Below are 12,042 nucleotides of genomic sequence, written 5' to 3' on the forward strand. Positions count from 1 at the left end.
GGGAAACCGGCCGAAAGCCGTCCCTTCCCCGCCGCGCAGCGCCGACGCCGGCCCGGACCGCCCCGTGCGGACCGGGCCGGCGTCGGCGCTGCCGCATACTCGACAGCACGCAGGAGCACCTATTCCGGCCCACCCATGGAAGGCTCGTCGTGCCCGTCATCCCCTCCCCTGTCGACGAGATCGAGCTGCGCTACGACGTCTCGGGCTCAGGACCCGCGCTGGTGCTGCTGCACGGCTCGGTCCTCTCCCGAGCGATCTGGCGCGGGCTGGGCTATCTCGAGCCGCTCTCGGCCGAGCACACGGTGGTCCGGGTCGATCTGCGCGGGCACGGCATGTCGGGAGCGCCCCATGAGGCGTCGGCCTTCACCCAGCAGACCTTCGTCGCCGACCTGCTCGCCGTCCTCGACGCCGCGGGTATCGCACGCGCCGCGCTGCTGGGCTACTCGCTCGGGGCGCGGGTGGCGCTGAGCACCGCGCTCTCCCATTCGGAACGGGTGACGCACCTGATCAGTCTCGGCGGCTCCGCCTCCGCGCAGCGCGGCGTCGTGGACTCGGTGTTCTTCCCTGGCGTGATCGAGGCAGTGCGCGAGGGCGGCATGGAGGCGTTCTGCGCCGGTCAGGGCCTGGGCCCCGAGGTCGTCTCGCGCCACGCCCGAGCCACCCGCACCGCCTTCCTCGCGGCCGATCCCCTGGCGGTCGCGGCCCTGCTGGAGGCCACGGACCGGACCGCGGCGGTCCCGGACGAGGTGCTCGCCGGATCCGCGGTGCCCGCCCTGTGGATGGCGGGCACCGAGGATCATCCCCGCTTCGAGCAGTCGCGGCAGGCGGCCGCGCTGATGGCGGAGGCGGAGTTCGTGCCATTGCCCGGTCGCGATCACGGCGCCACCCTGTTCCCGCCGGACGAGGTGCTCGAGCACGTGCTGCCGTTCCTGCGCTGAGCGGGAGGCGGGCACTCTCCGCGCCGCGCGGAGCTCGGCCGGTCAGAGAAGCTGTCGCACCAGTGCGAACAGGGCGACGGCGACGATGATGCCGCGCAGCAGCCACTCCGGCATCCGCTTGGCGAGGTGGGCGCCGAAATATCCGCCGAGCAGGGCGCCGATGGCGATCGCCGCGGTCGCGATCCAGACGATCTCGACCCCCAGCACGAAGTGCGCGATCAGGTACACGGTCGCGGCGGCGAGGTTCACGATCAGGCTGAGCAGGTTCTTGATGCTGTTGACCGAGCGCATCGACCGCCCGGTGAAGGTGCCGAGCACGCCGAGGTAGAGGATGCCCTGGGCCGCCGTGAAGTAGCCGCCGTAGACCGAGGCGGCGCCCATCGCGCCGATCAGGCCCGGCGAGCGGTACGGGCTCCGCGCCGGGACCTCGTCGGCCGCATGACTCCCGGGCTCCGCCGCAGCGCTCCCCGCGCCCGCAGCGCCGTCCGCGAGGGCCGCGCCGCCCTCCGCCGCAGCGGTGGTCGCGGTCGCTCGGCGTGCCGCGCGCCGTTCCTGATGGGAGCGGAGCGCTGCGGTGATGCGCTTCTGGAAGACGACCATGCCCAGTGCGAAGACGATCAGCAGCGGCACGATCACATCGAGCGCGCCCGTGGGAGAGATCAGCAGCAGCAGCGCACCCCCGGTGGCGCACAGGGCGGTGACCACCATGAGCGGGCCGAGGTTCCCCTTCTCCTCCGCGATCTCGCGGCGGTACCCGTACACGGAGCCGAAGGTCGAGAAGAGGATCCCGATGGTGTTGGTGCGCACGGCGGCACCGGGCGGGATGCCGAGGGCCAGCAGCACCGGGAGGGTGAGCAGCGACCCGGAGCCGACCGCGGCGTTGATGGCTCCGGCGAGGGTGCCCATGACGAGCAGGACGATCAGCGAGACGGGTTCCACGAGCGTCGACTCTACCCAGGAACGCCCGTGCGGCGGCTCGCGTCCTGTCCCTCGGTCGCGAGCCGCCGCACCCTGCCGGTTCAGCCCGCGGGCAGCAGCCAGTCGTTCGGTGCGAACAGCTCGACGTGCACCCGCTCCGGATCCGCCGCCAGCTCCTCCAGCTGCCCGCGCAGGTTCTGCAGGAAGCCCGAGGAGCCGCACAGGTAGATCTCGGCCTCCTCGGGCAGGTGCTCAGCCCGCAGGCCCATCCGCCCCGCATGCACGCGGACCCTGCCCGTGGCGGTCCCGGGGAGCTCCTCGACGGGCTGCGCCGCGGTGAACCACAGCCCGAGCCGCGCATCCGCGCCCTCGGGCAGCGCGCACACGGTCGCCACCAGCTCGCGGACATGAGCGGAGTCGCCCGCGTCCCGGTCGGCGTGCATCACGCGCACCGGGCGGTGCGGCTGCGTGGCGGCGAGGTGGCGCAGCATCCCGAGCATCGGGGTGAGACCGATCCCGTTCGAGATCAGCACCACCGGGTCCTCACTGCGGGTGTCCAGCGCGAGGTCGCCGTAGGGCAGGGTGACCTGCAGCCGGTCCCCCGCGCGGAGGTTCCCGTGGATCCAGGAGGAGACCTCGCCCGCCGGGTCCGGATCCGCGGCATCGACGCGACGCACCGTGATCCGCCAGCGGCCCTCTCCCGGGGCGTCCGAGAGCGAGTACTGGCGCAGCTGTCGGGCGCCGTCCGGCAGCCGCACCCCGACGGTGGTGTACTGGCCGGGCACGAAGTCCCGCAGCGGCTCGTCGCCCTCCGGGGCGCTGAGCACATAGGACGCCACGGTCGAGCTCTCCTGGGTGCGGCGGAGGACGACCGCTTCCCGGAACACGTCCCCGGGGGCGACCTCGGCCGCGGCGTAGAGGTCCTTCTCGAAGTCGATGAGGGTGGCCGCCATGTGCCAGTAGACCGCATCCCAGGCGGCGGCGATCTCGGCGGTGACGGTCTCCGCGCCGAGCACCTCGACGATCGCCGCCATCAGGTGCTCATGCACGATCCCGTACTGGTCCTCGGTGATGCCGAGGGAGGCATGCTTGTGGCCGATGCGCCCCAGCATCTCGCGCGGGCTGGGGGCGTCCGGGGTCACCAGCAGGGTGGCGTAAGTGGCGACCGAGGCGGCGAGCGCCTTCTGCTGTGCGCCCTGCGCCTGGTTGCCCCGGTTGAAGGTGTCGACCAGCAGCTCCGGATGAGCGCTGAACATCCGCTGGTAGAAGACCGGGGCGATCTCCTCGATATGCGCACCGACCAGCGGGAGGGTCGCCCTGACGGCCTCCTCGTGGACCGGTTCGAGCCGGGCCTCCGGGTCCAGCTGCGGGTGGAGGGCATAAGCGACATCGACGGTCACGTCGGTTCCTTCCTGATGGGGTGGAGCATCTCCGTCGCTGCCGCGACGAGCTCGCCTCAACGGTAGGGATCCCTCTCATCCCGGACCGGCGACCTTCGTCCTGACCGATCCAGGCCCCGCACTCTGTCGTGCTGTCAGTCCCCCGCCTCAGCCACGGCATCGCGGATCACCTGGGCGTGATTGTGCTCTGTGTCCTTCGCCGCGAACAGCAGCACCAGGCGCGTCGCACCGGCGTCGAGCGCCCGCTGCCGGAGCGCCCGGGCGGCCCCGGAGTCGTCGAGCTCCCTGCGGTAGTGGCCGGAGAACTCCTCGAAGTCCAGCTCCCCGCTGTGGAAGGCGGTGCGGAGGTCCGAGCTGGGGGCGACGTCCTTGTCCCAGTCGTCGTAGCGCAGGCGCTCCTTCTTCACGCCCCGAGGCCACAGCCGGTCCACCAGCACCCGGAACTCCGTCGAGCCGGAACCCTCGTCGTCGAGCATGTCGTGGACGCGAGCCAGGTCGATGTGCAATGCGGTCATCAGGACTCCTTCGGTGGGCGATCACCAGCGGTGGGGCACCAGTGATGCGGTGGGTGGGGGAAACGCAGGGACCCGGCCTGCGCGACAGCGCGGACCGGGTCCCAGGAGCGGTGCGGCTCAGACCAGGGCGGCCTTCGCGGCCTCGTAGTCGGGCTCCTCGGTGACCTCGGCGACATGCTCGGTGTGGACCACCTTGCCGCTCGCGTCGGTCACGACGACCGCGCGGGAGAGCAGGCCCGCCAACGGACCGTCGTCCATCGTCACACCGAAGTCCTCACCGAAGGAGGAGCGGAAGGCGGAGCCGGTGACGACGTTCTCGATGCCCTCGGCGCCGCAGAAGCGGGCCTGGGCGAAGGGCAGGTCCTCGGAGACGCAGACGACCACGGTGTTCTCGAGACCCGCGGCGAGCTCGTTGAACTTCCGCACGCTCATCGCGCAGGTGCCGGTGTCCAGCGAGGGGAAGATGTTCAACACGACGCGCTTACCGGCGAGGTCGGAGCTGGTGACGGTGGACAGGTCCTGGCCGACCAGTTCGAAAGCCGGCAGTGCGGAGCCCTGCGCGGGCAGCTCGCCGACGGTCGTGACGGGATCGTTGTGGAAAGTAACGGAAGTCATGCCTCCATCATCATCTTTCGAGCGCAACGGCACAAATTGGCCGCTGAGAACCGGCGACGCGGTCAGTCCATCGTCGCGCGCAGCCGCCCGATCTGCTCCTGGACGTCGTAGTCCGCCGCGGGCCACTGCGGGTCGATTCCCTCCAGCGCATCCAGCAGCAGCTGCTGCACGGCGATGCGGGCATACCACTTGCGGTCGGCCGGGACCACGGTCCAGGGGGCGCCGACGGTCGAGGTGGCGCGCAGCGCCCGGGTGTACGCCTCCATGTAGTCGTCCCAGTGCTCGCGCTCGTCGACATCGGTCGGGTCGAACTTCCAGTGCTTGTCCGGCCGCTCCAGCCGTTCCATCAATCGCCCACCCTGCTCCTGGCGGGAGATGTGGAGCATCACCTTCACGACCGTGGTGCCGGCCTCGGCGAGCTCGCGCTCGAAGGCGTTGATGGCGGTATAGCGCTCGCGGATCTCCGCGGCGTCGGCCCAGCCGTGCACCCGATGGATCAGCACGTCCTCGTACTGCGAGCGGTCGAAGACCCCGATCATCCCGGGAGCGGGGGCGTGCTTGCGGATCCGCCACAGGAAGTCATGACGCTTCTCCGCCGGGGTGGGTGCCTTGAACGCGGTGATGTCCACGCCCTGCGGGTCCACGTTCCCCACCACGTGCCGCATGATCCCGCCCTTGCCGGCGGTGTCCATCCCCTGCACGATCAGCAGCACGGAGCGGCCGCCGGAGCGCCCATGGTGCGCTGCGTACAGGCGCTCCTGCAGGTCATCGAGCGCCCGGCTGCGCAGCCGGAGCAGCTCCTTGCCGTCGGCCTTCTTCCCGCGGAAGCCGGGGGTGGCGCGCGGATCGAGGTCGGTGACGTCTCCTCTCCAGCCGGAGGTCAGTGGGAATCCGGTGGGGGTCTGGTCGGCCAGCGGGGTCTTCTTCGACATGGGGGAAGAGTAGCCGCTGCCTCTGGGCGGGGCGGGGTCCCGCAGCCGACTTGACTCCGCGGCCCCGGCGACGGAATGTCGTGGCATGACTCTCACCGCCATCACCCATGCCCACGTCGTCCCGATCGAGGGCGAGCCCTTCGACGGCACCGTCCTGATCCAGGACGGCCGCATCACCGATCTCGGCCCGGAGCTGGAGGTCCCGCCGGAGGCGGAGGTCCTCGATGCGGCGGGCGGCTGGCTGCTGCCGGGCTTCATCGATGCCCACGTGCATCTCGGGGTCTCCGAGGAGGGCGAGGGCTGGGCCGGGGAGGACACCAACGAGATGACCGGGCCCGTGATGGCTGCGGCCCGGGCGATCGATGCGATCAATCCCGTCGAGATCGGCTTCGACGACGCGATCATCGGCGGGATCACCGCGGTGAACGTCAACCCCGGCTCCGGGAACCCGATCGGTGGCCTCGCCGTCGCGATCCGCACCCACGGCCGGGTGGTGGATGAGATGGTGCTGCGCAGCCCCTCCGGGCTGAAGGCCGCGCTCGGGGAGAACCCCAAGCGGGTCTACGGCGAGCGCACGCAGACTCCCTCGACCCGGCTCGGCGTGGCGCTGACCATCCGGCAGGCCTTCGCGAAGGCCCGGGCCTGGGCTGCGAAGCCGGCGGAGGAGCGGGACTCGGATCTGGTCTCCGAGGCGCTCAGCCGGGTGCTGGAGCGGGAGATCCCGTGGCGTCAGCACTCGCATCGGGCCGACGACATCGCCACCGCGCTGCGGATCGCCGAGGAGTTCGGCTTCGAGCTGGTGCTGGACCACGGCACCGAGTCCTACCTGATCGCCGACCGGATCGCGGAGGCCGGGGTGCCGGTGCTCTACGGTCCGCTGATCGTCTCGCGGTCCAAGGTGGAGGTGCGTCACCGCACCCCGAAGGCTCCCGGGATCCTCACTGCCGCGGGGGTGAAGGTCTCGATCATCACCGACCATCCGGTGGTGCCCATCGAGTTCCTCATCGACCAGGCCGCCCTCGCGGTCAAGCACGGGATGGCTCCGGCCGACGCGCTGCGGGCGATCACCCTGAACCCGGCCGAGGTGCTGGGGGTCGCCGAGCGGCTGGGCTCACTGGCACCGGGCAAGGACGCGGACCTGGTGCTGTGGGAGGGTGACCCGCTGGATGTGCGGAATCGGACGCTGCGCGTGTGGCAGGGCGGTCGCGAGGTGATGCATCGCGACGCGGCCGGCGAGCCGGTGATCGCCCCGCGCTGACGGAGCGAGGGGCCGCCTCGCGCGCCGGTGAGCAGCCGGCGCGCCGCCGGGATCAGTCGTCGATCCGAATGTCGCCGGTCTCGACGTCGATCTCCACGTCGATGTCCCCGCCGTCGGCCCGGTCGATCTCGATCTCGTAGCGGATCGAGCCGTCCTCGGAGTCCAGCTCCCAGCCGCTGACCCGCCCGGGCTCCTGGTCGACGGCGATCTCGATCGCCTCGGAGGGCGTCATCGGCGAGGTCACGTCGACCACGGGGTCCTGGTCGTCGTCCTCGTCGACGTCGTGCTCGGTCACCTCGCCGGTGGTGGCGTCGATGTCGAGCTCGTGCTGGGAGCCGTCCATGACGAGCTCGATCTCCCACTCCCATGCCCCGACATGCTGGTCGTAATCGATCTCGACCTGGACCAGGTCGCCGCCGCCCACCGTCTCCGTGGCGATCTCGACCGCGCGCTCGGCGGAGATCGGCAGCTCCTCGGTGGCCAGATCCGCGTCCGCGGGCAGGGCGTCCGCCGCGGGCTCCTGCTCCCCGGGGGCGTCCCCGCCGCCATCGCTCGCGGCGTCGTCGGTGGCGTCGTCATCGGCCGGAGCGCTGCTCTCGGAGCCACCACCGTCGGAGTCGCCGCCGCCCTCCTGGGAGGTGCCGGGCTCGTCCGCGGGGGCGGCGCCGTCCTCCCCCTGGTCCGTGCCGCCGCAGCCCGCGGCGACGGCAATGACGAGCGCGCCCAGCGCTGCGGCGCGGGCGGTGCGACGGGGGCGGAGGATCGTGCGGGTCATGGCGGACCACCTTCCTGGGGAGGGACCGCCGCAGTCCTGCGGCGCGGTCCCGATGTCACGGCCGTGATGATGCCTGATGTGCCCAGGGTAGGGGTGAGGCCCGAGGTCGGGGGAGAACCTGAGGGGACTCTCATCCCCGCTTCATCTGCCCGCGCTCACGCCGACGCGCAGCGGAGGGACGCGAGCGAGCAGGGCTACGATCGATCGACGCGAGAGGACCGCGGCGGCGCGACGATCAGCCGGGGCCGCCGAGCCGGGCGCGGCCCGGCATCGGGTTATCGAGAGAGGGGAGCGAGCGTGAGCGAGGACGTCCAGGACGGGGCCGAGCGGGTCAGACGGATCGTGCGCGTGCGGGGCCGGGTGCAAGGGGTCGGGTTCCGGATGGATGCGGCCGCCGAGGCGTCGCGGCTGGGAGTCGGCGGCACCGTGAGGAACCTGCTGGACGGCAGCGTCGAGGCGGCCCTCGAGGGCAGTCCCGAGGCCGTGGAGGCGATGATCGATCAGCTGCGCCGCGGGCCCTCCAGCGCCCGGGTGGACGGGATCGATGTGCGCCGGGAGGACCCTCGCGGCGTCACCGCGTTCCGGATCACCGGCTGAGCGGCGCCGCCGGGTGCGGGACCCGGGAGGTGCGCAGATAGTGGCCGATCAGCAGCGTCCCGCCGCCCACCATCAGCACCGAGGTGAGGATCATGGGGGTGAGTCCGGCGGCGTCGAGGATCAGGCCTCCGATCAGGGCCCCGATCGCGATCGCGGTGTTGAAGCCGGCGCTGTTCAGCGCGGTGGCCTCCTCCAGGACATCGCTCGCCTCGGAGCCGATGAAGGCCTGCATCGCCACCGAGATCGCGCCGACGCACAGCCCCCATCCCGCCATCACCGCGATCGCCCGCTGCGGGTCGTCCATCACGGTCAGCACGGCGAGCAGGCTCAGGCCGATCCCGGCGACCACCACCAGCACCGCCGCCGGCGGGCTGCGGCGCACCAGCGGGCCGATCGCGAAGTTCCCCACCAGCCCGGCGAGACCGAACACCAGCAGCATCAGCCCGATGTTCTCCAGCCCCACCCCGGCGCGCTCGATCAGGACGGGGCTGATGTAGCTGTAGGTGAGGAACTGTCCCACCACCGCCAGCGCGATGAGGCCGAGCGCGTAGCGGACCCCGCGGGTGCGGGCGGCGGCCAGCATCATCGAGCCGGTCACCTTCACGGGGGAGTGCACGGGCTCGACCAGCACCAGGATCAGCGCGGCGACCACGGCGGCGGCGATTCCGACCACCGCGAAGGCCAGGCGCCACCCCAGATGGGTGCCGATCCAGGCGGCCACCGGCACCCCGAGCACCAGTGCTCCCCCGGCGCCGGCGAAGGCGATGGTCAGCGCCCGGGCGGCATGCCTCGCGGGCACCTGCCCCAGGGCGACGATCGCCATCACCGCCCAGTACAGGCCGATCGCCACCCCGGCGAACAGCCGCGCCAGCAGCAGCACTGCGAAGGTCGGGGCGATCACGCTCAGCGCGCAGGACAGCGCCACCGAGGCCAGCGCGAGGACGAGCACGAGCCGTCGGTCCAGGCCTCGTACGAGGACGGGGGTGCACAGGGCGACCACGCCGGCGAGGATCCCCGGGACCGTGACCGCGAGTCCGGCCGCGCCCTCACTCACCCCGAGATCCGGGGCCATCACGCTGAGCACGCCGATGGGCAGCTCCTCGACGGTGATGAGCACGAAGATCCCGATGGCGAGCGCCACCACCCCTGCCCATCGGCGTGCGCTGTCCACTGTGCTCCTTCGGTCTCCGGCCTGGTCGAACGCTCACACGATAGGGCACCTCGGTCCCCCGAAAGGAGCACGTCCCCGGCCGCTCCTGCAGCCGGGGACGTGCTCTCCTCGCCGTCGGTGACGGGCCCCGTCAGCTCACGGCGTCGAAGGCCTCGCCGATCTCCTGCTCGCCGTCGTTGTAGCGCAGCGTCTTCCCGGCGTTGCCGGGACGCTCGAGGACGGCCGCGATCGTGCGGGCCACGTTGCCGCGGGAGACGGTGCCCGCCTCGGCGGCATCGAGCGCGATCTGTCCCGTCGGCTCCTCGAGGGTGAGGCCGGAGGGCTGCAGGATCGTCCATGCCAGCGGGGTGCCGCGCAGGTGCTCATCGGCCTGCGCCTTGGCCTCCGCGTAGGCGAAGAACGGCTCGGACTCCGGGACCCCGTGGTCCGGGCCCGCCCCGAAGTAGCTGACCATCACGTAGCGGTCCGCGCCGACGCGCCCGGCGGCGTCCATCGAGGCGATCGCCGCGTCCTGATCGACGGCGCGGGTGCGCTGCGGTGAGCCACCGCCGGCGCCGGCGGTCCACACCACCGCGTCCTTGCCGCGCAGCAGCTCGTCCCAGCCTCCGGCGTCGAGGGTCTCGATGTCGCTGAGCACCGCCCGTGCGCCGGTGGCCTCCACCTCCGCCGTATGGTCCGGGTTGCGGATCACTGAGTGGACCGTATGCCCGGCCTCCACCAGCAGCGGTGCCGCGAGCAGCGCGACCTTGCCATGTCCTCCGATGAGTGCAATTTCCATGTCCTCACCATGTCACTGCCGTCGTACGCCGTCGACCCTCTCGCCGGCCGTTTCGCTGCAGGTGGATTCTCGGTGCAGGGGCCGAGCTCTGCCGATGGCTCCGGAGCGCTGCTCGACGGTGCAGGAGGAGCCGGCCCGCCCGGTTATCCTGACCCCGGTCGCTGCCGGGCGGCCCGCTCCTCGAGGAAGGGACCTGAGCATGGCCGGTGGACTCGCCGCACTGCTCGATGATGTCGCTGTGCTCGCCCGCCTGGCCGCGGCCAGCGCCGATGACGTGGCCGCCGCTTCCGCGAAGGCGGGCTCGAAGGCCATGGGCGTGGTGATCGACGACGCCGCGGTGACCCCGCAGTACGTGAAGGGGTTGAGCCCCAAGCGCGAGCTGCCGATCATCTGGCGGATCACCAAGGGCTCGCTGCGCAACAAGCTGATCTTCATCCTGCCGGTCCTGCTGCTGCTGAGCGTCTTCGCACCATGGGCGCTGACCCCGATCCTCATGCTCGGCGGCCTGTATCTGAGTTTCGAGGGCGCGGAGAAGATCTGGGAGCTGGTCCGCGGCAAGCACGCGCAGGCACCCGCCGCCGACAGAGGCCCCGGCGCCGAGGACAAGATCGTCTCCAGCGCGGTGCGCACCGATCTGATCCTCTCCGCGGAGATCATGGTGATCTCGATGAACTCGATCGAGGTGGGCTCGCTGTGGGCACGCGCGATCGTGCTGATCGTGGTCGCGATCGGCATCACCGTGCTGGTGTACGGCGCCGTCGGCATCCTGGTGAAGATGGATGATGTCGGCCTCGCGATGGCCGCCGACGGCGACTCGGCGTTCACGCAGCGGTTCGGTCACGGACTGGTCCGGGCGATGCCGAAGGTCATGACCGTCATCAGCTACGTGGGCATGGTCGCGATGCTGTGGGTGGGTGGCCACATCCTGCTGGTCGGCACGCACGATCTCGGGCTTGCCCAGCCCTACGGCATCGTCCACCATCTCGAGGCGATGGTGGCGGGCGTCGCCGTGGTCGGCGGCGTGCTCGCCTGGCTGCTCAACACCTTGTGCTCCCTGGTGTTCGGGCTGCTCATCGGCGCCGTCATCGTCGTGATCATGCACCTCCTGCCCTTCGGACACCACGGGGACGAGGAGGGCGCGCCCGATTCGACGCACCTCCGCGCGGAGCGCGGGGCAGAGCTCGGGGCAGAGCACAGCGCAGAGCGCGAAGCCGGCCTGGGGCGGAGCATCACCAGCAACCCCGATGATCCTCCGGCCCCGACCTCCGCGGACGCACGCTGAGCAAGCGCAACGGACCGCCGCACGCATCGATGCATCGCCGGATCGCCGGTTCGCCCGATCGCCGGATCATCAGGGATTGTCAGAGAACGTTCCAGTTCCACCGCAGATCTGGAACGTTCTCTGACAATCCCGGGCTCGGCAGCGCGACGGCTCAGTCGGCGGGCCGACGGCGCAGCGGCCCGACGGCTCGGTCGGCGGGCCACCGGCGCAGCGGCCCGATGGCACGGTGCGGGAGCGGCCTGCGTGGCGGACGGTCCTCACTGCGGGTGCGCGTGATTCGGTCGGTCAGCGGGCGACGCCGACTGAACTCGCGACTCAGCCGGCCGACGGGGTGACCGGCGGCTCGGCCGACCACGGGAACACGATCCACTCGTCGGTGCGGCGCCAGACGAAATCGGGATCGACCACCGAGGCGGACTTCGCGTAGAGCACGGCGCTGCGGGCGTCGGCCCCCATCTCCCGCAGCAGGTCCAGCACGAGGGCGAGGGTGCGGCCGGAGTCGGCGACGTCGTCGACCACCAGCAGCCGCTTGTCCTGGATCGACTCGGTGTCCAGCATCGGGGCCAGCAGCACCGGGTCCGGCAGCGTCTCGTGGACATCGGTGTAGAACTCGACGTTGATCGCGTCAGCGAGCTTCAGGCCCAGCGCGTACGAGAGGGAGCCGGCCGGCAGCAGACCGCCGCGCGCGACCGCGATGATGATCTCCGGGTCGAAGTCAGAATCGGTGATGGACTGTGCGAGCTCCCGCGAGGCCGTGCCGAACAGCTCCCACGTCAGCACCTCCTTGGCGACGAGGTCGGACGAGTCGGCGTGAAAGGCCTGGGACATCGGTGCTCTTCTCCTGGGGGTGCGGTGCTCGCAGA

The 12,042-nt window shown here is 71.4% G+C and carries 13 protein-coding genes; 4 read left to right on the plus strand and 9 right to left on the minus strand.

The features are described from left to right. The first annotated feature begins 149 nt into the window (after positions 1–149). A complete protein-coding gene (locus CFK39_RS03430; protein WP_089064278.1) occupies positions 150–938 on the plus strand; it encodes an alpha/beta fold hydrolase in 789 nt (262 codons plus the stop codon). Between the two features lie 42 nt (positions 939–980). Here the strand turns inward: CFK39_RS03430 and CFK39_RS03435 are convergent, their stop codons facing one another. From CFK39_RS03435 to CFK39_RS03455, 5 genes are all read right to left on the minus strand, one after another. After that, positions 981–1,877, minus strand: a complete 897-nt coding sequence (locus CFK39_RS03435) for a sulfite exporter TauE/SafE family protein (RefSeq protein ID WP_089064279.1) — start codon at positions 1,875–1,877, stop codon at positions 981–983. Positions 1,878–1,957: 80 nt separating this feature from the next. Further along, on the minus strand, positions 1,958–3,256 hold the full coding sequence (locus CFK39_RS03440; RefSeq protein ID WP_089064280.1) for a globin domain-containing protein: 1,299 nt from the start codon (positions 3,254–3,256) through the stop codon (positions 1,958–1,960). Between the two features lie 134 nt (positions 3,257–3,390). Further along, positions 3,391–3,771: a DUF488 domain-containing protein gene (locus CFK39_RS03445; RefSeq protein ID WP_089064281.1), complete on the minus strand. Its 381-nt coding sequence runs from the start codon at positions 3,769–3,771 to the stop codon at positions 3,391–3,393. Between the two features lie 117 nt (positions 3,772–3,888). Then, complete coding sequence (gene tpx / locus CFK39_RS03450) at positions 3,889–4,386, minus strand: thiol peroxidase (protein WP_089064282.1); 498 nt, start codon at positions 4,384–4,386, stop codon at positions 3,889–3,891. 62 nt (positions 4,387–4,448) lie between these two features. Beyond that, the gene (locus tag CFK39_RS03455; RefSeq protein WP_089064283.1) at positions 4,449–5,318 is read right to left on the minus strand and encodes a PPK2 family polyphosphate kinase; all 870 of its coding nucleotides are present in this window, start codon (positions 5,316–5,318) and stop codon (positions 4,449–4,451) included. Positions 5,319–5,403: 85 nt separating this feature from the next. Here CFK39_RS03455 and CFK39_RS03460 point away from each other — a divergent pair, with 85 nt between their 5' ends. Next, the gene (locus tag CFK39_RS03460) at positions 5,404–6,576 is read left to right on the plus strand and encodes an amidohydrolase (RefSeq protein WP_089064284.1); all 1,173 of its coding nucleotides are present in this window, start codon (positions 5,404–5,406) and stop codon (positions 6,574–6,576) included. A gap of 52 nt (positions 6,577–6,628) precedes the next feature. On the opposite strand, the gene CFK39_RS03465 is transcribed toward CFK39_RS03460, so the two are convergent. Further along, positions 6,629–7,351: a PepSY domain-containing protein gene (locus tag CFK39_RS03465; RefSeq protein WP_089064285.1), complete on the minus strand. Its 723-nt coding sequence runs from the start codon at positions 7,349–7,351 to the stop codon at positions 6,629–6,631. Between the two features lie 297 nt (positions 7,352–7,648). Between CFK39_RS03465 and CFK39_RS16655 the strand changes: the two genes are divergently transcribed. Continuing rightward, positions 7,649–7,948 carry an acylphosphatase gene (locus CFK39_RS16655; RefSeq protein WP_245822883.1) on the plus strand — a complete coding sequence of 100 codons (300 nt, stop codon included), beginning with the start codon at positions 7,649–7,651 and terminating at the stop codon, positions 7,946–7,948. Here CFK39_RS16655 and CFK39_RS03475 read toward each other — a convergent pair. Both CFK39_RS03475 and CFK39_RS03480 read right to left on the minus strand, forming a co-directional pair. Beyond that, entirely contained in the window at positions 7,938–9,119 is a 1,182-nt protein-coding gene (locus CFK39_RS03475; protein WP_089064286.1) for an MFS transporter, read from the minus strand. The two genes, CFK39_RS16655 and CFK39_RS03475, sit on opposite strands and share 11 nt — an antisense overlap. Positions 9,120–9,249: 130 nt before the next feature. Continuing rightward, positions 9,250–9,897 (minus strand): SDR family oxidoreductase, encoded by a 648-nt coding sequence (locus CFK39_RS03480; RefSeq protein ID WP_089064287.1) that lies wholly within the window; start codon positions 9,895–9,897, stop codon positions 9,250–9,252. Positions 9,898–10,096: 199 nt separating this feature from the next. Here CFK39_RS03480 and CFK39_RS03485 point away from each other — a divergent pair, with 199 nt between their 5' ends. Continuing rightward, positions 10,097–11,179, plus strand: coding sequence for a DUF808 domain-containing protein (locus tag CFK39_RS03485; protein WP_089064288.1), 1,083 nt, complete (start codon positions 10,097–10,099; stop codon positions 11,177–11,179). A gap of 315 nt (positions 11,180–11,494) precedes the next feature. Here CFK39_RS03485 and CFK39_RS03490 read toward each other — a convergent pair whose 3' ends face one another. Then, complete coding sequence (locus CFK39_RS03490) at positions 11,495–12,007, minus strand: phosphoribosyltransferase (RefSeq protein WP_089064289.1); 513 nt, start codon at positions 12,005–12,007, stop codon at positions 11,495–11,497. Between the last annotated feature and the right edge of the window lie 35 nt (positions 12,008–12,042).

Origin of the sequence: Brachybacterium avium (genome assembly GCF_002216795.1) — a bacterium.
GTDB lineage: Bacteria > Actinomycetota > Actinomycetes > Actinomycetales > Dermabacteraceae > Brachybacterium > Brachybacterium avium.

What these genes read in the sequence shown, in the direction of transcription:
- CFK39_RS03490 (WP_089064289.1), bottom strand. Translation starts at nt 12,007, where the DNA reads ATGTCCCAGGCCTTTCACGCCGACTCGTCCGACCTCGTCGCCAAGGAG.
- CFK39_RS03485 (WP_089064288.1), top strand. Translation starts at nt 10,097, where the DNA reads ATGGCCGGTGGACTCGCCGCACTGCTCGATGATGTCGCTGTGCTCGCC.
- CFK39_RS03460 (WP_089064284.1), top strand. Translation starts at nt 5,404, where the DNA reads ATGACTCTCACCGCCATCACCCATGCCCACGTCGTCCCGATCGAGGGC.
- CFK39_RS03445 (WP_089064281.1), bottom strand. Translation starts at nt 3,771, where the DNA reads ATGACCGCATTGCACATCGACCTGGCTCGCGTCCACGACATGCTCGAC.
- CFK39_RS03465 (WP_089064285.1), bottom strand. Translation starts at nt 7,351, where the DNA reads ATGACCCGCACGATCCTCCGCCCCCGTCGCACCGCCCGCGCCGCAGCG.
- CFK39_RS03455 (WP_089064283.1), bottom strand. Translation starts at nt 5,318, where the DNA reads ATGTCGAAGAAGACCCCGCTGGCCGACCAGACCCCCACCGGATTCCCA.
- tpx (WP_089064282.1), bottom strand. Translation starts at nt 4,386, where the DNA reads ATGACTTCCGTTACTTTCCACAACGATCCCGTCACGACCGTCGGCGAG.
- CFK39_RS03480 (WP_089064287.1), bottom strand. Translation starts at nt 9,897, where the DNA reads ATGGAAATTGCACTCATCGGAGGACATGGCAAGGTCGCGCTGCTCGCG.